The sequence below is a fragment of the Salinifilum aidingensis genome (assembly GCF_054782015.1).
The window spans coordinates 183,640-203,509 of the sequence record NZ_BAAGTH010000011.1; the positions used below are offsets into that span (position 1 = coordinate 183,640).

The window sequence follows — 19,870 nt, forward strand, 5'->3', positions numbered from 1 at the left end:
CTGGCGGGTCAGACCTCGGCCTCGAGCATCTCCTGGGTCACCGCGGACTCGGTGTCGGGCAGGCCGAGCTCGCGGGCGCGCTTGTCCGCCATGGCCAGCAGCCGCCGGATCCGCCCGGCGACGGCGTCCTTGGTCATCGGCGGATCGGCGAGCTGGCCCAGTTCCTCGAGGGAGGCCTGCCGGTTCGACAGCCGCAGCCGGCCCGCCACCAGCAGGTGCTCCGGGGCGGTGCCGCCGAGCAGCTCCATCGCGCGCTCCACCCGGGCGGCCGCGGCCACGGCCGCCCGCGCGGACCGGCGGAGGTTGGCGTCGTCGAAGTTGGCCAGGCGGTTGGCCGTGGCCCGCACCTCGCGGCGCATCCGCCGCTCCTCCCAGGCGAGCACGCTGGTGTGCGCCCCGATCCGGGTGAGCAGCGCGCCGATGGTGTCCCCGTCGCGGACGACGACGCGGTCGGCGCCGCGCACCTCCCGCGACTTGGCCTGCACGCCGAGCCGCCGGGCCGCGCCGACGAGCGCCAGGGCCGCTTCCGGCCCGGGGCAGGTCACCTCGAGCGAGGAGGACCGCCCCGGTTCGGTCAGCGAGCCGTGCGCGAGGAACGCACCCCGCCAGGCGGCCTCGGCGTCGCACTCGCCGCCGGAGACGACGTGGGCCGGCAGTCCGCGGACCGGTCGACCGCGCGGATCGAGCAGGCCGGTCTGCCGCGCCAGGCTCTCCCCTCCGGAGACGACGCGCACCACGTACCGGGTGCCCTTGCGCAGGCCGCCCGAGGTGATCACGTGCACGTCGGAGTGCTGCCCGAACAGGTCGTGGATCTCCTTGCGCAGCCGACGCGCCGTGGATCCGCTGTCCAGCTCGGCCTCGACGACGACCCGTCCGGCAACGATGTGCAGACCGCCGGAAAAGCGCAGCAGGGAGGACACCTCAGCCCGCCGGCAGCACGTCTTGGTCACCGACAACCGACTCAATTCGTCTTTGACCGCTGCGGTCATCGCCACCGGTCCATCCTCCTTTCCAGCGCGGTTCGCAGACTCGCCGCCAACGCCTCCGGGTCGTGCCGCCCGCGGGCGGCACCGGAAGCGATGGTGCACAGCACAGTCTGCGCACCGAGATCATCCGCCGCAGCGCGGAGGCGTCCCGGAGTCGGCACGGAGGCGGCGTCGGCCAACACCGCGTCGACCCGCAGCTGCGGCGCGTGCTGCGAGAGTACGTCGAGGTGCTGCTCGGGCGAGAAACCCGCCGTTTCACCTGGTTGAGGGACAAGATTGAGGACGACGAACCGCTGCGCCTCCGTGGCCACGAGAGCCTCCCGCAGCTCCGGGACCAGCACGTGCGGCAGCACGCTGGTGAACCACGAGCCGGGCCCGAGGACCACGAGATCGGCCTCCCGCACGGCCTGCACGGCCTCCGGGCAACCCCGCGGGTCCTCCTCCCCCGCGGCGAACAATCGCACCTGTTTCACACGACCGGGTGTACTCGCGATGGCGACCTGACCCCGGATGGACCGCACCGCGTCCGGATCGGAGTCGAGCCCGACCACGTCCGCCTGCATGTCCAGCGGACTCCGCGACATCGGCAGCACCCGCCCCGCGGTACCGAGCAGAGCGCAGGCGTGGTCGAGCACCCGCACCGGGTCGCCCAGCACGTCCAGCAGCCCGGCCAGCACGAGATTGCCGACCGCGTGCCCGGCCAGTGCGCCGTTGCCGCCGAAGCGGTGCTCGAACAGCTGCGACCACAGCCGCTCCGCGTCCTCCGCACCGGAGAGCGCGGCGAGCGCCTTGCGCAGATCACCCGGCGGGAGCATGCCCAGCTCCTGGCGCAGCCGCCCCGAGGAACCGCCGTCATCGGCCACGGTGACCACCGCGGTCACGTTCGGCGTGATCCTCCGCAACGCGGACAGCGTGGCCTGCAGGCCGTGCCCGCCGCCCAGCGCCACCACGCGGGGCGCCGCGGCGTCCCCGGTTCGCGCGTGCGCATCCTCCCCCGCGTTCACTCGCGCCCCAAATCCCGGTGCACGGTCTTGACCACGCTCCCGTCCTCGCCGAGGCGGCGGGCCAGCTCCTCCGCCAGGGCCACGCTGCGGTGCTTGCCACCGGTGCAGCCCATGGCCAGGGTGAGGTAGCGCTTGCCCTCGCGGTGGTACCCGGCGCCGACCAGCTGCAGCAGCTCCCGGTAGCGGGTGAGGAACTCGTCAGCTCCCTCCTGCCCCAGCACGTAGTTGCTGACCTCCTCGTCGAGACCGTTGTGCTCGCGCAGCTCCGGGATCCAGAACGGGTTCGGCAGGAACCGGCAGTCCATCACCAGATCGGCGTCCATCGGCAGCCCGTACTTGTAGCCGAACGACAGCACCGTCACCCGCGTGCTCGTGTGCGCCTCGCTGCCGAAGGCGTCCTCGATCTTCGACCGCAGCTGGTGCACCGACAGCCCCGTCGTGTCCAGCATCAGATCGGCCTCGGCGCGCAGCTTCGACAGCAGCGACCGCTCCGCGGCGATCCCGTCGGCCAGCCGGCCCTCCCCCTGCAGCGGATGCCCCCGCCGCACCTGCTCGAACCGGCGGATCAGCTCCGCGTCGGTGGCCTCGAGGAAGACCACGCGCGGCTTGTAGCCCCGCGCGTCCAGGTCCTTGATCACCGAGCCGAGGTCCTCGGTGAACGCCCGGCTGCGCACGTCCATGACCACGGCGACCCGCGTGATCGCCCCGCTCGACCGCGCCCCCAGTTCCACCATCGTCGAGATCAGCTCGGGTGGCAGGTTGTCCACCACGAACCAGCCCAGATCCTCCAGGCACTTGGCCGCGGTGCTGCGGCCGGCGCCGGACAGGCCGCTGACCAGCGCGACCTCGATGCCCGACTGCTCCTCGCTCACGTCCTCCCCCTTCGGTGTTCGCCGAGATCAACCCGTGCCACCATTCTGCTCCCCCGCGAGCGCGGCGCGCACGGTTTCCGCGGTGCGCCGCCCGATGCCGGGCACCTGCGCGATGTCGTCCACGCCGGCCTGCCGCAGCTTGCGCACCGAGCCGAAGTGCTTGAGCAGGGCGGCGCGCCGCGTCTGGCCCAGCCCCGGGATCGAGTCCAGCTCGGAGGCCGTCATCCGCTTGCTGCGCTTGGAGCGGTGGTAGCTGATCGCGAACCGGTGCGCCTCGTCCCGCACGCGCTGCAGCAGGTACAGCGCCTCGCTCGTGCGCGGCAGGACCACCGGGTCCGGCTCGGCCGGCAGCCAGATCTCCTCGAGCCGCTTGGCCAGGCCGACGACGGCCACGTCGGTCACCCCGAGCTCGGCCAGCGCGTCGGCCGCGGCGTTGGCCTGCGGTGCACCACCGTCGACCACGAGCAGGTTCGGCGGGTAGGAGAACTTGCGCGGTTTCCCGGTCTCCGGGTCGATGCCCGGGGCCGTCCCCGCCTCGTCCGCGGTGGCCCCCGCACCGGACTCCTGGCCGCCGGCGGTCTCCGCGCCCGCGTCCGGCTCGTCGCCCGCGTCCGGCTGGTCGTCGGCATCCGCTGCGGCCCCGGTCCCCGTTCCGACCTCGGCGGCTTCGCTGGTGGCGTCGGGCTGCACGCCCTCCGGCGTGCCCCCGGTCTCGGCGAGGTAGCGGGCGAACCGGCGCCGCACCACCTCGGCGATCGAGGCGACGTCACCGCCCTCGGCTCCCTCGCGGACGGAGAACCGCCGGTACTCGGACTTGCGCGGCACGCCGTCCTCGAACACGACCAGCGAGGCGACCACGTCGCTGCCCTGCACGTGGCTGACGTCGACGCACTCGATCCGCAGCGGCGCGCTGTCCAGGGCGAGCGCCTCCTGCAGCTCCTGCAGCGCGGCCGAGCGCGCGGTGAGGTCACCGGCGCGGCGCAGCTTGTGCTGCTGGAAGGCCTCCTGGGCGTTGCGCTGGACCGTCTCCAGCAGGGTGCGCTTGTCACCGCGCTGCGGCACGCTCACCGCGACCTTGCTGCCCCGCAACTCGCCGAGCCAGGAGGAGATCGTCTCCACGTCCTCCGGCAGCTGGGGCACGAGGATCCGCTTGGGCACGGGGCTGCCGCCGGCGTCGGCCTGGTCGGCCAGCGCGGCCTGCTCCCCGTAGAACTGGGTGAGGAACTGCGCGGTCAGCCCCGCCAGGTCGGTGTCCTCGACCTTGTCGATGACCCAGCCGCGCTGCCCGCGCACCCGGCCGCCGCGCACGTGGAACACCTGCACCGCCGCGGCCAGCTCGTCCTCGGCGAAGGCGGCCACGTCGGCGTCGGTGCCGTCGCCGAGCACCACCGCCTGCTTCTCCATGGCGCGGCGCAGCGCCTCCAGGTCGTCGCGCAGCCGCGCGGCCCGCTCGAACTCCAGCTGCTCGGAGGCCTCCTGCATGGTGCGTTCCAGGCGGCGCATGAGCTGGTCGGTGCGCCCGGCGAGGAAGTCGCAGAAGTCGTCGACGATCGCGCGGTGGTCCGCGGCGTCGACCCGGCCCACGCACGGCGCGGAGCACTTGCCGATGTAGCCGAGCAGGCAGGGCCGGCCCATCTGCGCGTGCCGCCGGAACACGTTGTCCGAGCAGGTGCGCGCGGGGAACACGCGCAGCAGCGTGTCCAGCGTTTCCCGGATCGCCCACGCGTGCGCGTACGGGCCGAAGTAGCGCACGCCCTTCTTCCGCGGCCCCCGGTAGACGTGCAGCCGCGGGTACTCCTGGTGCAGCGTCACCGCCAGCACCGGGTAGGACTTGTCGTCGCGGTAGCGGACGTTGAACTTCGGGTCGTACTCCTTGATCCAGGAGTACTCCAGTTGCAGCGCCTCGACCTCGGTGTTGACGACCGTCCACCGCACGCCGGTGGCCGTGGTGACCATCCGCTGGGTCCGCGGGTGCAGCCGCGACAGGTCGGCGAAGTAGTTCGACAGCCTGCTGCGCAGGCTCTTCGCCTTGCCGACGTAGATGACCTGCCCGGACTCGTCGTGGAACCGGTACACACCGGGCTGGTCCGGGATGGTTCCGGGGGCGGGGCGGTAGGTGGACGGATCGGCCACGGCCCCAGCTTACGTGGTTCCCTCCCCCCGTGTTCGAACCCTGCACCGGTTGCCCGACCCCGCGGGGCGTGCGGCCCGACCGCGGTTGACGGGGCAGGCCGCTCGCTCAGCCGCGCTGCGGCGGTTCGCAGCGCTCCACCCGGTTGAGCAGCCGGCGGATCCGCGCGCCGTGCACCGGCGAGAGGGCGTAGCCCGGGTAGCTGGCGAACCAGCTGGCGCTGCCGAGGCTGACCGCGTCGGCGCCCGCCCAGAAGTACTCGCGGCAGTCGTCGAACGTGCGCACCCCGCCGGTGCCGATGATCGGCAGCCGCACGCCGGCGTCGCGCAGCTCGCGCACCACGCGCAGGCCGATCGGCTTGATCGCCCGCCCGGAGACCCCGCCGAAGCCGTTGGCCAGCAGCGGCGCGCCCGTCTCCGGGTCCAGCCGCAGCCCCTTGACCGTGTTGATCGCCGTCAGCGCGGACACCCCGTAATCGGCGGCCAGGCGCGCGTGGCCGAGGTAGTCGTAGTCCGGGGAGAGCTTGAGGATCACCGGGTGTGCGCTGCGCGGAACCGCTTCGGCCAGCACCGACTCGATGATCGCGTTGAAGTCGAAGTTGACGTTGTGGCAGGAGACGTTGAACTCCACCGCCGCGATGTCCCCGGCGGGCACGGCAGCGTTGATCCGGTCGACGAGGGTGACGAACTCCTCGGCGGAGAACCCGCCCACCGAGATGATCGTGTTCTGGCCGCGGGTGCGCGGGTAGTAGTCCCGCAGGTAGCTCTCGATGCCGACGTTGCACCAGCCGAAGGCGTTGAGCCAGCCGCCGTCGACCTGCCGCAGCGCGCGGCCGTAGCGCTTGAGCAGCGAGGGCAGCTCGCGCAGCGGCCACTGGTCGCGCGTGGTGAAGTGGCCCTCGCGGGGCTCGACGGTGAGGGTGCGGGTGGTGACCGCGCCGAAGCGCTCCAGCGGCACGAACTGGGAGATCGGGCTCATCCCGTAGGCCATGACGCGGGCGTTGGAGACCCCGTAGCCGAGCAGGCTGGAGGCGGTGACCAGGCGGTTGCGCAGCTGGATGTCACCGAGGCGCACCCCGGGACCCGCCGGTTCGGCCGTCGCGCGTTCCGCGGTTGCGCTCACGATCCCCTCCCACACGGACTGACTGCCGCCTGACCTGCCACCGCCATTGTCCCCCATCCGGGTGCGGCGGTGCGCACCGGTGCGCGGGCCGCGCGGCACCCGGCCCGCCGGACGTGGCGGTGCACCGGCTGATGCGCCCCGCTCTTCCGCCGCCACGCGGGCGCCCGGCAGGATGCGGGACCGCGATCCACTCCGCCGTCCGGGAAGGAACCACGTGGTCGAGCCGACGACGACCGCCCCGAGCCGCACCGAACGCCGCGCCCGCTGGGCGGTCACCGGCTACTTCGTGGTCACCGGGGTGGCACTGGCCACCTGGACCTCGCGCATCCCGGCCATCGCCGGCGACCTCGCGCTCGACGAGGCGGGGGTGACGGTCGCGCTGTTCGCGCTCGCCGCCGGCTCGGTGGTGGCGATGCAGGGCGTCGGCCGCCTGGCCGACCGGTTCGGCAGCGCCCGCGTGCTCGGCCCCGCCGGGGTCCTGCTCGCCGGGAGCGTGCTGCTGCCCGGGATCGCGCCGAACCTGCCCGCGCTGGTCGGGGCGGTGGCCCTGTTCGGCATCGGGCACGGCACCGTCGACGTGGCGATGAACAGCCACGCGCTGCGGGTGCAGCACCGCTACGGGCGACCGATCCTGACCACGTTCCACGCCCTGTTCAGCATCGGCGGGTTGCTGGGCGCCGGGTTCGGGGCGCTGGCCGCGCGGTCCGGGGTGCCGGTGGCCCCGCACTTCCTCACCGCCGCCGCGGTGCTGGCGGCGGTGGTGCTGCTGTCCCGGCGGTTCCTGCTGCCCGCGGAGGACGGTCCGGCCGCGGAGGCACCGGGGGCGGAGCCGGCGCCGGCCCGCGCGCGGGTCCCGACGATCATCGTGCTACTCGGCGCGCTCGGCTTCTGCTGCACGCTCGGCGAGGGCGCCATGGCCGACTGGTCGCCGCTCTACCTCACCGAGGTGGTGCACGCGGGTCCGGCCGTGGCCGCCACCGGGTACGCGGTGTTCTCCGCGGCCATGGCGGTGTTCCGGTTCCTCGGCGACGGGCTGGTGCAGCGCTTCGGTGCGGTGGCGCTGGTGCGCGCCTGCGGGCTCGTCGCCGGTTGCGGGCTGGCGATGACGCTGCTCGTGCGCGACCCGTGGGTGGCGCTGGCCGGGTTCGCCCTGTTCGGCGCGGGCCTGTCGTGCATCGTTCCGCAGGTGTTCAACGCCGCGGGCAACCGCGACCGGCAGCGCAGCGGACGCGACCTCGCCCAGGTCGCCACCTTCGGCTACGCCGGGCTGCTCGCCGGACCCGTGGTGATCGGCCTGGTGGCGCAGGCGTTCGGGCTCACCGCGGGCCTGGCGGTGCCCGCGGCGCTGGCCGTGCTCATCGCCCTGGCGGCCGACGCCGTCCGCCCGCCGCGCCCGGCGTGAGCGCACCCCGACCGCACCGCTCGGCGCGGTCGGGGGAAGGGGGTGCCGGCGGGAAGACAGGGGGAACGGGGCGGGTCCGGGTGCGCCCCGATCCCGGTCGCTCCGGGCGGGGTCACTCCAGGCGGGCCGCCTCGACCGCCGCCCGCAGCCGGGACCGCGCGGTGTCCACGAGCTCGACGAGCTCCGCGGAACCGCCGGGCAGTCCGGTGAGCAGGGGGTCGGTGCCCTCCAGCCCAGCGCGCCGCAGCAGCCGCTTCTCGTTCGTGACCCACTCGCCGCGGGCGGCGAGCACGGCGTGCGCCGCTTGGCAGGCGGCCTGGGCCACCGCTCCCGCCGTCTGCGCCGCCCGCCCGGCCGGGGCGTGGTTCGCCCGGGCGTAGGACAGGCCGAGATCGGCCTGCTGCCACCACACCTCGGGAGCGCTGCGGCGCAGCGCCGCGGGGAACTCGGGCCGCGGCAGGTCACCGCGCAGCACCCGGTTGATCGCCAGTTCGCCGACCACCAGGTACCCGGGGATGCCGGCGAGGTGGAACAGCAGCGGCTCCCAGGCGAACCGGCCCTGCCGCGCCTCGGCGAGGTGGAACTCCACGTCGTCGAGATCGCGGTAGTGCACGTCCACCGGGCGCCCGTCGACCTCCAGCCAGGCCCCGCCGTTGAACACGCGGCCCCAGTCCCCGGGGTCGAACACCTCACCGGGCCAGCCGAGCGCGCGCAGGTCCTCCGCGTCGAACCCGCCGCGGTAGTACAGCGCGACGTCCCAGTCGCTGTCGGCGCGGTGGGTGCCCTCGGCGCGCGAACCGCCCAAGCTCACCGCGACGACGCCCGGCAGCGCCGCCAGACCGTCCGCGACGTGGTCGACGAACGCGGTGTCGTCGAGCACATTCGCCCCTTCCTCCGTCATCGGATCCGCTCGGAGCCGGCTTCCTCCCGTCCGGCGCGCCCCACCGCAAGCGCCGCACCCGAACGAGCGTTTGAACATTTCGCGGGAAAATGCACAAACCCCTGGCCACAGGCACGCGGGGCGCACCGCGCGCTCTCAGCGGGACCTCAGGATTCGGAGTCCTGCTGCTCGGAGGGGGAGCGGTGCCCCGCGTCCGCGTCCGGGCGCTGCGCGTCCGGATCCTGCGGGTCCTGCTCGCGCTGCTCCGCTCCCCGCTCGGCTTCGGCGGTGCGGCGCAGCTCGCGCAGCCGGCGCATCGCGACCACGGCGTGCTCGCCGTCGGTGGCCTGGATCGCCATCACCGGCGTGTACTCGTCGTCGGGCAGTTCCACGCGCGCCCACGCCGCCCCCTCGGGGAAGGTGATGCCCCGCACCTCGCTCCACGGGTGGTGCTTGCTGATGAACGCGTTGCGCACCTCCACCCCGGAGCGGTCGGCCCGCAACCGCGGCAGCGTGGGCACCAGGGCCGCCGCGCCGAGCAGCACGCCGAGCAGCGCCATGGACACCTGGTCGGACACGCGGAAGTACACGCCGGTGGGAGTCTCGCGCAGCATCACGGCCACGACGACGAACAGCGCGACGAGCACCACCGACACCGGAACGGCCACCCGGCGCACCTTGCGGGGGCGGACCTCGACTCGCTGGGCGCTCACAGGAACCCGCGCTCCCCGATGTCGCCGCCGCGGAGGTCGCGCAGCACCAGCGCCGTCTCCAGCGCCGCGGCGGTCGCCTCGAAGCCCTTGTCCTCCACCGAGTCCTCGAACCCGGCGCGCTCGAGCGCCTGCTGGTCCGTCTCGCAGGTGAGCACGCCGTTGCCCACCGCGGTGGACTCGTCCAGCGCGACCCGGGTCAACCCCTGGGTCACCGAGTCGCACACGTAGTCGAAGTGCGGGGTGCTGCCGCGGACGACCACGCCGAGCGCGACGACGGCGTCGTGCTGGTGGGCGAGCTGCTGGCACACCACGGGCAGCTCGACCGAACCGGGCACCCGCACCACCGTGGGCTCGGCCGCGCCGGCCTCGCGGGCGGCCTCCTGCGCCCGCACGAGCATCTGCTCGACGAACTGCGCGTGCCAGCGGATCGCGGCGATGCCGATGCGCAGTCCTCCGGCCCGCGGCACGTCGACCCGCGGGCGCCCCTCGCCACTCATGCCGTCACTCCCGTGTCGCCGATCGAGGAGTCCTCGCCGTCCTCGAGATTGTCCAGGTCGTGGCCCATCCGGTCGCGCTTGGTCTGCAGGTAGCGCAGGTTCTCCGGGTTCGGGCGGATGGGCAGCGGGACCCGGCCGACGATGCGCAGGCCGTATCCCTCCAGCCCGACGCGCTTGTCGGGGTTGTTGGTCAGCAGGCGCATCGACTTGATCCCCAGGTCGCGGAGGATCTGCGCGCCCTGGCCGTAGTCGCGGCCGTCCACGGGCATGCCGAGCTCGACGTTCGCGTCCACCGTGTCGGCACCGCGGTCCTGCAGCTGGTAGGCCTGCAGCTTGTGCAGCAGGCCGATGCCGCGGCCCTCGTGCCCGCGCATGTACAGCACCACGCCGCGGCCGGCTTCGGCGACCTTGGCCATCGCGGCGTCGAGCTGCGGGCCGCAGTCGCAGCGCAGCGAGCCGAGGACGTCACCGGTGAGGCACTCCGAGTGCACCCGCACGAGGATGTCCTCGCCGTCGCCGATCTCGCCGTAGACCAGCGCGATGTGCTCGATGCCGTCGAGGGTGCTGTCGTAGCCGACCGTGCGGAACGTGCCGTGCACGGTGGGGATGCGGGCCTCGGCCACGCGTTCGACCTGCTTCTCGAAGCGCCGCCGGTAGGCGATGAGGTCCGCGATCGTGATCAGCGCCAGGTCGTGCTCGGCGGCGAACAGGTCCAGCTCGTCCCGCCGGGCCATCTCGCCCTCGTTCTTCTGGCTGACCACCTCGCAGAGCGCACCGGCCGGGCGCGTGCCGGCCAGCCGCGCCAGGTCCACCGCAGCCTCGGTGTGCCCGGGCCGGCGCAGCACCCCGCCGTCCCGCGCGCGCAGCGGCACCACGTGCCCCGGGCGGGTGAGGTCGGCCGGCGTCGCGTCGGGATCGGCCAGCAGTGCCGTGGTCCGCGCCCGGTCGGCCGCGGAGATGCCGGTGCTGACGCCTTCGGCCGCGTCCACGGTGACCGTGTACGCCGTGCCCTTGCGGTCCTGGTTCCAGTAGTACATCGGCGGCAGGTCGAGCCGGTCGCAGTCCTGACCGGTCAACGCCACGCAGAGGTAACCGGAGGTGTAGCGGACCATGAACGCGACGAGCTCGGGCGTCGCGTGCTCCGCGGCGAAGATCAGGTCGCCCTCGTTCTCGCGGTCCTCGTCGTCCACGACGACCACGGGCCGCCCCGCTCGGAGGTCCGCGAGAGCGCGTTCGATGCTTGTGAAGGAACTGGTGTCCACGGTGCCGTGCCTTTTCCCGTCTGGCCTGCCGGCCTGCTCGTTGCGAACCCCTCGCGCCGCTAGCGCCGCGGGGTCCCGTCCTTGCCATTATCCTCTCCGCGCGCCGCGGCGTCGGGGCGGACACGACTGAGTTGCGCTGCGGACAAGCGTTCCACGTGTTTGGCCAGCACATCCACTTCGATGTTGACCACGTCACCCGCGGTGCGGCCGCCGAGCGTGGTGAGCTCCTCGGTGGTGGGGATCAGGGCCACGCCGAAGTCGGTCTCGCCGAGCGAGGCCACCGTCAGCGAGACGCCGTCGAGGGTGATCGAGCCCTTCTCCACGACGTAGCGGGCGAGCTCCGCGGGCAGGTCGAAGCGGGTGATCCCCTCCGCGTCGATACCGCGGACGGCGGCCGTGCCGTCGACGTGCCCCTGCACGATGTGGCCGCCCAGGCGGTCCCCGAGAGCCATGGCCCGCTCCAGGTTGACCCGGTCGCCGACCACTCCGCCGCGCAGCGAGGAGCGCCGCAGCGTCTCCTCGACGACGTCGACGGTGAACCGGTCGCCGACCACCTCCACGACGGTCAGGCACACGCCGTTGACCGCGATGGAGTCGCCGTGGCGGGCATCGCCCGTCACCAGCGGCCCGGACACGGTCAACCGGCTGCCGGCCTCGTGCGGCTCCACCGCCACGACCGTGCCGAGCTCCTCGACGATGCCGGTGAACACCTGCTGCCTCCTCGCTTCACGATGCTGTCGGGGTCGTCCGGGGCACCGCGCTGACGCGCAGGTCGCCTCCGGTGCGGGCGACGTCCTCGATCTCCCAGCGCTGGGCCTCGGCGAGGGTGCCGATGCCCGCGTCGACCAGTGCGGCCGGGCCCGCTCCCAGCAGCACCGGCGCGATGTAGGCCAGGACGCGGTCCACGCGTCCGGCGGCGATGAACGCCCCGGCCAGGTGCGGCCCCCCTTCGAGCAGCAGGTCGACGACGCCGCGCTCGGCGAGCTGCGCCAGCGCCGCGTCCGGGTCGCCGCCCGGCAGGTGCACGGTCTCGGCCGAGGCGTCGGTGATCCGCGCGCCGACCGGGAGCGGCCGGTCGCCGAGGACGACGCGCAGCGGCTGCCGCGGCAGCGGCTCGCCGTCCGCACCGCGGGCGGTCAGCTGCGGGTCGTCGGTGAGCACGGTGCCGGTGCCCACCGCGATCGCGTCGACCGCGCCGCGCAGGCGGTGCGTCTCGGCGCGCGAGACCGCGGAGCTGATCCACTGGCTCGTGCCGTCGGCGGCCGCGGACCGGCCGTCCAGGCTGGCCGCGTACTTCCACGTCACGTGCGGGCGTCCGGTGCGGGCGAAGTGCAGCCACGCGCGCAGCGACCCCGCGGCCGCCTCGGCGGCCCGCACTCCCGAGCGCACCTCGACCCCGGCGGCGCGCAACCGCTCGGCGCCGCCGGCCCCGGAGGGGTGCGGGTCGGACACGGCGTGCACGACGCGGGCCACGCCCGCGTTCACGAGCTCGTCCACGCACGGCGGGGTGCGCCCCGCGCGGGCGCAGGGTTCCAGCGTGACCACCGCGGTTCCGCCCGCCGCGCGCGCACCGGCCTGCTCCAGCGCGACGACCTCGGCGTGCGGCCCGCCGGGCGGGCGGGTGGCACCGCGCCCGGCGACGCGCCCCTCGGCGTCGAGGACGACGCAGCCGACGGGCGGGTTGGGGCTGGTCGAGCCGCGCACGCCCCGGCCGAGGTCGATCGCGTCGAGCATGACCGCGTCCCAGGCGTCAGCGCCCGCGCCGGCCCCGGCGGGGGCGATGGACCGGTCCTGCGGTTCCCGCTCGTGCACGGGTCACTGCCTCGCGTGCGCGAAACCCGGCGCGGCCTGCTCGCGCAGCGCGCGCACGGCGCGGGCGGGGTCCTCGGCGCCGTAGACGGCGGAGCCGGCGACGAAGCAGTCCACGCCCGCTTCGGCTGCCTGCTCCACGGTGTCGTTGTTGATGCCGCCGTCGATCTCGACGAGCAGGTTGAGGTGGCCGGTGTCGACCATCCGCCGCGCGGCGCGGACCTTCTCGAGCACGTCGGGCATGAACTTCTGCCCGCCGAAGCCCGGTTCCACCGACATGACCAGCAGCGTGTCGTAGTGCCGCAGCACGTCCACGTACTGCTCGAACGGCGTGTTCGGCTTGATCGACAGGCCCGCCTGGGCCCCGGCCGCGCGGAGGTTCTTCGCCAGGGCGACCGGGTCCTCGGCGGCTTCGACGTGCACGGTCACGTTGTGCGAGCCGGCCTCGGCGTAACCGATCGCCCACTGGTCCGGGTCGTCGATCATCAGGTGGCAGTCCAGCGGGATGTCGGTGGTCTTGAGCAGTGATTCGACCACCGGCAGGCCGATCGTCAAGTTCGGCACGAAGTGCGCGTCCATCACGTCGACGTGGACCCAGTCGGCGCGCTGGCCGGGCTCGCCGTCGATCGCGGCGAGCTCGTCGGCGAGCCGCGCGAAGTCGGCCGACAGGATGGACGGGGCGATGAGCGGTTGGGCGGTTCGCTGTCCGTTCGACACAGCGGGATTGTAAATCCCGCTTCCGGGTACATCCGGCTCCGGCCGTCCGCGGGAGCGCGCGGAAGCTCAGGCGGCCGCTCGCGCACCCCGCACCCGGGCCCGCCGCCTCCTCCGATGGGGCCGCTGCACTGGGAATCCTCAGTCCCGGGACGCCTCAGTCCGCGGGCCAGCTGTACTCGAGCTCGTAGCGGTCGGCGGGCATGATCATGTCGTTGCACTCGACCACGCGCGCGCCGGAGTAGGCCAGCCGCCGCACGTGCAGCACCACGGTGCTGCTCAGCGCCGAGCGCTCCGCGCTCGTGGCCGCCCTCCCGCCGACGCTCTCGGCGAACCGGGTCAGCCCCACCGACTCGTCCAGCCGCGCGTAGGCACCGCCGGTGCCGGTGTCCGCGGTTTCCAGCGCCGTGCCGCGGGTGACCGCGCGCGGCAGGCGGGAGGTGGCCAGCTGCACCGGTTCGCCGTCGGCGCGCAGCACGCGGTCGCGCACGCAGACGTCCTCCTCCGGGGCGATGCCGAGCACCGCGGCGTAGTCGTCCCCCGCTGCTTCGAACCGGACCTTGACGCTGCTCGAGGCCCGGAAACCGTACCGGTCGGCCTCGGCGAGGAAGGCCGCCGCGTTCGCCTGCCGCCGGGCCCGCGACAGCCGTTCCTGCGAGTTGACCCGTGTGATCCGCTTCGGTGGCGCCACCACGACCCCCTTTCCGCGGGCACCGGTGAGCACTCCTTCGTCCCGGAGCTCGTCGAAAGCGGAGCGGATCGTGATCCGGCTGACGCCGTAGAGCTCTCCGAGCTCCGGTTCGCTGGGCAGGAGCGCACCCGGTGCGTACTCCCCCGCCGCGATGCGTTCCCGGAGGTCCTCGGCGATCTGGGCGTACTTGGCAGCCATGTCCGTCCCGCGCACCCGAATTGCCCGCGCCTGCGCGTGTTTCCGCGGCTGCCCCCAGCGTGCAGCAGCCGCGGCGGTGCGGAAACGTCCAGTCGGGTGCGACCGGCCGGGGTGCCGGGACGGGTCGGCTGCGGCGGGTATCAGCCGCGGCGCTGCCGGCGCCGCACCACCGCGTAGACCGCCAGCAGCAGCACCAGGAACGGCATCCCCGCCTGCCAGGCGGTGGCGAACTGCTCGGTGAACGGCATCGTCGCCAGCACCGCGACGAGGAACAGCATCGCCAGCACCGTGGTCACCGGCGTACCCGGCAACCGCACCGAGGAGGCGGGCATCCCCTCGGCGCGGCGCCGGCGGCGGAACGCCAGCTGGCTGGCGAACACGATCAGCCACGTCACCAGCGCGCCGAACAGCGCCAGCCCCACCATGAACGGGAACGCCGTCTCCGGCGAGACCGCGGAGACGATCGCGGCCAGCACGAGTCCCACCGCGGACAGGCCCAGCGCGCGCCGCGGTGCCCCGTTGCGGCCGACCCGGGCGAACCAGCGCGGGGCGTACCCGTCGAGGGCCAACGAGTGCCCCATGCGGGAGGAGACGTACAGGTTCGTGTTCACCGCCGAGAGCGCGGCCGTGAGCACGACGAAGTTCATCACGCCCGCCGCGGCGGGGACGCCGACCATCGCGAACAGCCGCACGAACGGGCTCTGCAGCACGTCCTCCTCGGTGGAGACCTGGTTCCACGGCAGGATCGCCACCACGACGAACATGCCGAGCACGTAGAACAGGGCCAGCCGCAGCACCATCCCGCGGGCCGCCCGCGGGACGTCCCGGCCCGGGTCCTGCGACTCGGCCGCGGCCACCGCCACGGCCTCGGTGCCCAGGTAGGAGAACGTGACGATCGTCAGCGCCAGCCACACCGCGCCCACGCCGTTCGGCAGGAAGCCGCCGTGTTCGGTCAGCGCGGCCAGCCCGAGGGGTTCGCGGCCGGGCAGGCCGAGGAAGATGCCGGCCAGACCGATGGCGATGAACGCGATGATCGTGACGACCTTGACCATCGCGAACCAGTACTCGAACTCGCCGAAGAAGCGCACCGCGCCCGCGTTGACCGCCAGCAGCAGCGCGGAGAAGAGCACCACGGGCAGCCACAGCGGCAGGTCCGGGTACCAGAACTGCACGTACAGCCCCGCCGCGACCACGTCGCTGCCGATGTTGACCACCTGGGCGGCCCAGTAGATCCAGCGCTGCACGAACCCGGCCGACCCGCCGAGGTAGCGCTGGGCGATCGGGCCGAAACCCCCGGCTTCCGGGTGCACCACGACCATCTCGGCCAGCGCGTACGCCAGCGCCAGCGCGACCAGCGCCGCGACGAGGTAGGCGATGAGCACGGCCGGGCCGGCGATGGAGACGGCCAGGCCCGAGCCGAGGAACAGCCCGGTCCCGATCGCCCCGCCGACGGCGAGCATCGTCACCTGGCGGCCGTTCAGCTCCCGCCGCAGTCCCGGCGACGCCGTCTCCTGCTGCGCGTGCGCGGTGTCGTCCACAACGACTACCCCTCCGCTCCCCGCGCGTCGGCGATGTCGAGGTGGATCGGAGTGCCCTCCGCGACGGTGCGGCTGACGGTGCAGTACTTCGCGATGGCGCGCTGCACCGCAGCGACGAGCTTCTCCCGCTCCTCGGCGTCGTCGATCTCGTCGAGCGCCGCGCGCAGCTGCGTCCGCACGGTGGCGAACCGGTGCTTGTCCTCCGGGTTCTTGGTCCGGTCGGCGTCGACGGTGATCTCGGCGTCCTCGCCCAGGCGCCGCACGAGCAGGTTCTCGCCGGTCACCGCCGAGCAACCGGCGATGGCCGCGAGCAGCAGCTCACCGGGGGTGAACGCGCCGGGCGCACCTTCGCGGCCGATGGCGACCTCGGCGCCGCGCTCGTTGACGGCCGTGAACGCGTGCTCGCCGGTGCGGGTCACGCGCACCGGGGTGCCCGCGGCGCCGCCGCTCGCGCCCCCGGCGCCCGTCCCCGGGGATTCCGTCCCCGCGGCCGCAGCGGACTGCTCGGACATCACCATCACCTGCTCCTTCCTGTCGGCGGGCGGCCGCGCCGGGCGCGGCGGCCGCACCGCGGAGTTCCCGCACCGCGGAGTTCACCCGCCGATGTCCTCGTTCCACAGCTCCGGGCGCCGCGCGATGAAGTCGGCCATCATCCGCCGGCACGCCGCGTCGTCGAGGATCCCCACGCGCACCCCGTGCTGGGCCAGCCAGTCGTGCCCGCCGTGGAAGTTCCGCGCCTCCCCGATCACGACGTGCCCGATGCCGAACTGCCGGACCAGGCCGCTGCAGTACCAGCACGGCGACAGCGTGGTCACCATCGTCGTTCCCGCGTAGGAGCGCTGCCGTCCGGCGGCGCGGAACGCGGCGGTCTCCGCGTGCGCCGAGGGGTCGTCGTCCTGGACGCGGCGGTTGCGCCCGCGTCCCAGCAGGTTTCCGTCCGCGTCGAACAGGGCCGCGCCGATGGGGATCCCGCCTTCGGCCTCCCCCGCCCGGGCTTCCCGCAACGCGGCGTCGAGCCACTCGGCCCACCGCCGCGCCCGCTCCGGCGCGGGGACGTGCTCAGCGCTCATGGTTCTCACCGCTTCCGCAGCAACGCGCAGTACATCGCGTCCGTGCCGTGCCGGTGCGGCCACAGCTGCACCCCGGGCCCGTCCCCGAGATCGGGCACCCCGGGGAAGTGCGGGCGCGCGTCGAGCTGCTCCACGTCCCCGAGCTGGACCACAGTGGACACCACTCCTCCGGTCTCGGCGAGGTGCGGCGAGCAGACCACGTAGGCGAGGACACCGCCGGAGCGGGTCAGGCGCACCGCCGAGCGCAGCAGTTCCCGCTGCAGCTCGGTGAGGTCCCCGACATCGGACGGCTGCCGCCGCCACCGCGCCTCCGGCCGGCGCCGCAGCGCGCCGAGCCCGGTGCACGGAGCGTCCACCAGCACCCGGTCGTAGCCCGGCTCGAGCCCGGGGTCACGACCGTCCACTTCGTACACATTCACCGAGAGTTCCTCGGTGGCGCGGCGCACGAGGTCCGCGCGGTGCGACGCCTGCTCCACCGCGTCCAGCTGACCGCCGTCCATCGTGACCAGCGAACCGAGCAGGTTGGCCTTGCCACCCGGGCCGGCGCACAGGTCCAGCCAGCGCTCGTCCGGGCCCGCACCGAGCTCGGCCTTGGTCAGCGCGACCGTGACGAGCTGGCTGCCCTCGTCCTGCACCCCGGCGAAGCCCTCCTGCACCGGCTCCAGGTCGCCGGGATCGCCCGCGCCGGCCTCCAGCCGCACCCCGTACGGCGAGTACGGCGCGGGATCACCACCGGTGACCGCGGCGAGCTCGTCGGCGCTGATCTGCCCGGGACGGGCGACGAGGTGCACCTCCGGGCGCGCGTCGTCGGCGGCGAGCACGTCGCCCAGCTCCGCCGCGGAGCCGAGCGCGTCGGCGAAGGCCTGCGCGATCCACCGCGGGTGGGCGTGGCGCACGGCCTGGTTCCCCACCGGGTCCTCCGCCGCGTCCGGGGCGACCTCGTCGATCCACCCCTGCTCGTCGTGCTTGGCCGCCTGCCGCAGCACCGCGTTGGCGAACCCGCCCGGCCGATCGCCCATGATCGCCCGCACCAGGTTCACGGTCGCGCCGACGGCAGCGTGCGTGGGGATGCGCGTGCGCAGCAGCTGGTACACGCCGATGCGCAGCGCGTCGAGCAGCTTCGGCTCGATCTCGCCGAGCGGGCGCGAACTGCACTCGCCGATGATCGCGTCGAGCAGGCCCTGGGCCCGGCTGGCGCCGTAGGCGAGCTCGGTGGCCAGGGCCGCGTCCCGACCGGTGATGTTGCGCTGCCGCAGCAGGTTCGGCAGCGCCAGGTTGGCGTAGGCGTCGCGCTCCCGGACCGCGCGCAGCGTGTCCAGCGCGGCCAGCCGCGCGGGGTCCTTCTCGCCACCGGAGTGGTGGCCACCGCCGGAGCTCTGGCCCTTCCCACCGGACCGGTCGGGCTTGCCGGCCCGGTGGCCGTTGCCGCCGGAGCGCGCGTCGCGGCGCGGTCCACCCGTCCGACGGTCCTTGCCGCGGTCGTTCACGTCAGCTGCTCTCCTCGTTCGATCCGCGTTCCGCGCGCCCAGTCCGGCGCGGACATGCGCTTCTTGCCCGGAGCCTGCACGTCACCGAGCTCGACGGCATCGGTGCCGGTGCCCACGAGCACGCGCTTGCGCTCCACCGCGATCTCGCCCGGTGGCAGTCGCGGCCGATCGGGCAGCGGGCGCACCGGTCCGAGCTTGAACCGCTCCCCGTCCCGCCAGGCCCACGCGCCCGGCTCGGGCGTGACCGAGCGGATGAGCCTGTCGACCAGGTGGGCCGGCCGGGTGAAGTCCACCTTGGCGTCCTCGACGGTCACTTTGGACGCGTAACTGACGTCCTCGTCCGGCTGCGGCTGGGCCTGCAGCACGCCGTCCTCGATTCCGTCCATCGTGGACTCGAGCAGGCGCGCGCCGGACTCGGCCAGGCGGGCGAGGAGTTCGCCCGCCGTGTCGCGCGCTCCGATCTCCTCGGTCACCACGCCGAACACCGGTCCCGCGTCGAGGTCCGGCACGATGCGGAACGTGCTCGCCCCGGTGATCTCGTCGCCGTGCCGCAGCGCCGCCTGCACCGGCGCCGCCCCGCGCCAGGCCGGCAGCAGGGAGAAGTGCAGGTTGACCCACCCGTGCCGCGGAACCTCCAGCGCCCGCTGCTTGAGCAGCGCGCCGTAGGCCACCACCGGGCAGCAGTCCGGGCCGATCCCGGCCAGCCGCTCCAGGAAGGCGGGATCATCGGCCCGCTCCGGGGTGAGCACCTCGAGGCCGTTCTCCTCGGCGACCTTGCCCACCGGGGAGCGCTCCACCCTGCGCCCCCGGCCGGTCGGCGCGTCCGGCCGCGTCACCACGGCCGCGACCTCGTGCCGCGGCGAGGCCAGCAGCGCGCGCAACCCCGGTACGGCCGCCTCGGGCGTTCCCGCGAACACCAGCCGCATGTCACTGCCCCCCGAACAACGGATGCGGGTTCTGCTTGATCACCGGTTCGGCTCCGTCGAACCACTCGGCCCGCCCGATCTCGCGCAGCGCGCGCTCGCGCGTCGCCCGGTCCAGCCGGTCGACGAACAGCACCCCGTCGAGGTGGTCGGTCTCGTGCTGGATGCAGCGGGCGAGCAGGTCGCTGCCCTCGACCTCGACCGGTTCGCCGTGCATGTTCCAGCCCCGCGCCACGACCCGGCGGTACCGGAGGCAGTCCCAACCCATGCCCGGGATCGACAGGCACCCCTCGGGGCCGAACTGCTCCTCGTCACCGACCACGTCGAAGCTCGGGTTGATCAGGTGCCCGGCGAAGCCGTCGCAGTGGTAGGTGAACACGCGCAGCCCCACGCCCAGCTGGGGAGCGGCCAGACCGGCTCCGCCCTGCTCCTCCATCGTGTCCCACAGGTCCCGGACCAAGGTGCGCAGCTCCCCGTCGAAGTCGACGACCTCCTCGGCGGGAGTGCGCAGCACGGGGTCGCCGAACAGGCGGACGGGCTGAACTGTCACGGGGGCTCCTGGGGATCGACG

At 73.9% G+C, this 19,870-nt stretch carries 20 protein-coding genes; 1 reads left to right on the plus strand and 19 read right to left on the minus strand.

Features of this window, described 5'->3' with window-relative positions; translation table 11 throughout:
- Window positions 1-8 precede the first annotated feature (8 nt).
- The 5 genes from whiA to ACYVJE_RS16140 all read right to left on the minus strand — a co-directional run bounded on the left by whiA (window position 9) and on the right by ACYVJE_RS16140 (window position 6,115).
- Entirely contained in the window at window positions 9-995 is a 987-nt protein-coding gene (gene whiA / locus ACYVJE_RS16120) for a DNA-binding protein WhiA (RefSeq protein ID WP_459156485.1), read from the minus strand.
- The gene (locus ACYVJE_RS16125) at window positions 986-1,990 is read right to left on the minus strand and encodes a gluconeogenesis factor YvcK family protein (RefSeq protein ID WP_459156486.1); all 1,005 of its coding nucleotides are present in this window, start codon (window positions 1,988-1,990) and stop codon (window positions 986-988) included. Before ACYVJE_RS16125 ends, whiA begins: the two co-directional genes overlap by 10 nt.
- Window positions 1,987-2,862 carry an RNase adapter RapZ gene (gene rapZ, locus ACYVJE_RS16130; protein ID WP_461145109.1) on the minus strand — a complete coding sequence of 292 codons (876 nt, stop codon included), beginning with the start codon at window positions 2,860-2,862 and terminating at the stop codon, window positions 1,987-1,989. The genes ACYVJE_RS16125 and rapZ overlap by 4 nt, the downstream gene beginning before the upstream one ends.
- Window positions 2,863-2,889: 27 nt before the next feature.
- Window positions 2,890-4,995, minus strand: a complete 2,106-nt coding sequence (gene uvrC, locus ACYVJE_RS16135; protein WP_461145110.1) for an excinuclease ABC subunit UvrC — start codon at window positions 4,993-4,995, stop codon at window positions 2,890-2,892.
- A 106-nt stretch (window positions 4,996-5,101) separates the two neighbouring features.
- Window positions 5,102-6,115 carry a beta/alpha barrel domain-containing protein gene (locus tag ACYVJE_RS16140; protein WP_461145111.1) on the minus strand — a complete coding sequence of 338 codons (1,014 nt, stop codon included), beginning with the start codon at window positions 6,113-6,115 and terminating at the stop codon, window positions 5,102-5,104.
- Between the two features lie 214 nt (window positions 6,116-6,329).
- On the opposite strand from ACYVJE_RS16140, the gene ACYVJE_RS16145 reads away from it, so the two are divergent.
- Window positions 6,330-7,517, plus strand: coding sequence for an MFS transporter (locus tag ACYVJE_RS16145; RefSeq protein WP_461145112.1), 1,188 nt, complete (start codon window positions 6,330-6,332; stop codon window positions 7,515-7,517).
- Window positions 7,518-7,629: 112 nt separating this feature from the next.
- Here the strand turns inward: ACYVJE_RS16145 and ACYVJE_RS16150 are convergent, their stop codons facing one another.
- From ACYVJE_RS16150 to def, 14 genes are all read right to left on the minus strand, one after another.
- Window positions 7,630-8,418 (minus strand): nucleotidyltransferase domain-containing protein, encoded by a 789-nt coding sequence (locus tag ACYVJE_RS16150; RefSeq protein WP_461145113.1) that lies wholly within the window; start codon window positions 8,416-8,418, stop codon window positions 7,630-7,632.
- A 146-nt stretch (window positions 8,419-8,564) separates the two neighbouring features.
- Window positions 8,565-9,110 (minus strand): PH domain-containing protein, encoded by a 546-nt coding sequence (locus ACYVJE_RS16155; RefSeq protein ID WP_461145114.1) that lies wholly within the window; start codon window positions 9,108-9,110, stop codon window positions 8,565-8,567.
- Complete coding sequence (ribH, locus tag ACYVJE_RS16160) at window positions 9,107-9,607, minus strand: 6,7-dimethyl-8-ribityllumazine synthase (protein WP_461145115.1); 501 nt, start codon at window positions 9,605-9,607, stop codon at window positions 9,107-9,109. The genes ACYVJE_RS16155 and ribH overlap by 4 nt, the downstream gene beginning before the upstream one ends.
- A complete protein-coding gene (locus ACYVJE_RS16165; protein WP_459156494.1) occupies window positions 9,604-10,869 on the minus strand; it encodes a bifunctional 3,4-dihydroxy-2-butanone-4-phosphate synthase/GTP cyclohydrolase II in 1,266 nt (421 codons plus the stop codon). Before ACYVJE_RS16165 ends, ribH begins: the two co-directional genes overlap by 4 nt.
- A 59-nt stretch (window positions 10,870-10,928) precedes the next feature.
- Entirely contained in the window at window positions 10,929-11,579 is a 651-nt protein-coding gene (locus tag ACYVJE_RS16170) for a riboflavin synthase (protein ID WP_461145116.1), read from the minus strand.
- A 16-nt stretch (window positions 11,580-11,595) separates the two neighbouring features.
- Window positions 11,596-12,603, minus strand: coding sequence for a bifunctional diaminohydroxyphosphoribosylaminopyrimidine deaminase/5-amino-6-(5-phosphoribosylamino)uracil reductase RibD (gene ribD, locus ACYVJE_RS16175; RefSeq protein ID WP_461145133.1), 1,008 nt, complete (start codon window positions 12,601-12,603; stop codon window positions 11,596-11,598).
- Between the two features lie 81 nt (window positions 12,604-12,684).
- Window positions 12,685-13,395: a ribulose-phosphate 3-epimerase gene (gene rpe, locus ACYVJE_RS16180; RefSeq protein WP_461145117.1), complete on the minus strand. Its 711-nt coding sequence runs from the start codon at window positions 13,393-13,395 to the stop codon at window positions 12,685-12,687.
- Window positions 13,396-13,549: 154 nt separating this feature from the next.
- Window positions 13,550-14,281 carry a GntR family transcriptional regulator gene (locus tag ACYVJE_RS16185; RefSeq protein ID WP_461145118.1) on the minus strand — a complete coding sequence of 244 codons (732 nt, stop codon included), beginning with the start codon at window positions 14,279-14,281 and terminating at the stop codon, window positions 13,550-13,552.
- Window positions 14,282-14,421: 140 nt separating this feature from the next.
- Window positions 14,422-15,819, minus strand: a complete 1,398-nt coding sequence (locus ACYVJE_RS16190) for an amino acid permease (protein WP_461145119.1) — start codon at window positions 15,817-15,819, stop codon at window positions 14,422-14,424.
- A gap of 5 nt (window positions 15,820-15,824) precedes the next feature.
- Entirely contained in the window at window positions 15,825-16,337 is a 513-nt protein-coding gene (locus ACYVJE_RS16195) for an OsmC family protein (RefSeq protein ID WP_459156499.1), read from the minus strand.
- Between the two features lie 75 nt (window positions 16,338-16,412).
- Window positions 16,413-16,889, minus strand: a complete 477-nt coding sequence (locus ACYVJE_RS16200; RefSeq protein ID WP_461145120.1) for a nucleoside deaminase — start codon at window positions 16,887-16,889, stop codon at window positions 16,413-16,415.
- Window positions 16,890-16,894: 5 nt separating this feature from the next.
- Window positions 16,895-18,376, minus strand: coding sequence for an RsmB/NOP family class I SAM-dependent RNA methyltransferase (locus tag ACYVJE_RS16205; RefSeq protein WP_459156501.1), 1,482 nt, complete (start codon window positions 18,374-18,376; stop codon window positions 16,895-16,897).
- A complete protein-coding gene (gene fmt / locus ACYVJE_RS16210; protein ID WP_461145121.1) occupies window positions 18,373-19,302 on the minus strand; it encodes a methionyl-tRNA formyltransferase in 930 nt (309 codons plus the stop codon). The genes ACYVJE_RS16205 and fmt overlap by 4 nt, the downstream gene beginning before the upstream one ends.
- Before the next feature lies 1 nt (window position 19,303).
- A complete protein-coding gene (gene def, locus ACYVJE_RS16215) occupies window positions 19,304-19,849 on the minus strand; it encodes a peptide deformylase (RefSeq protein ID WP_459156503.1) in 546 nt (181 codons plus the stop codon).
- Window positions 19,850-19,870: the final 21 nt, after the last annotated feature.

Bases quoted from the DNA above. Each gene is read 5' to 3' on its own strand.
- ACYVJE_RS16150 (WP_461145113.1), bottom strand. From the start codon at position 8,418: ATGACGGAGGAAGGGGCGAATGTGCTCGACGACACCGCGTTCGTCGAC.
- ribH (WP_461145115.1), bottom strand. From the start codon at position 9,607: ATGAGTGGCGAGGGGCGCCCGCGGGTCGACGTGCCGCGGGCCGGAGGA.
- ribD (WP_461145133.1), bottom strand. From the start codon at position 12,603: ATGCTCGACGCGATCGACCTCGGCCGGGGCGTGCGCGGCTCGACCAGC.
- ACYVJE_RS16185 (WP_461145118.1), bottom strand. From the start codon at position 14,281: ATGGCTGCCAAGTACGCCCAGATCGCCGAGGACCTCCGGGAACGCATC.
- ACYVJE_RS16195 (WP_459156499.1), bottom strand. From the start codon at position 16,337: ATGGTGATGTCCGAGCAGTCCGCTGCGGCCGCGGGGACGGAATCCCCG.
- ACYVJE_RS16200 (WP_461145120.1), bottom strand. From the start codon at position 16,889: ATGAGCGCTGAGCACGTCCCCGCGCCGGAGCGGGCGCGGCGGTGGGCC.
- fmt (WP_461145121.1), bottom strand. From the start codon at position 19,302: ATGCGGCTGGTGTTCGCGGGAACGCCCGAGGCGGCCGTACCGGGGTTG.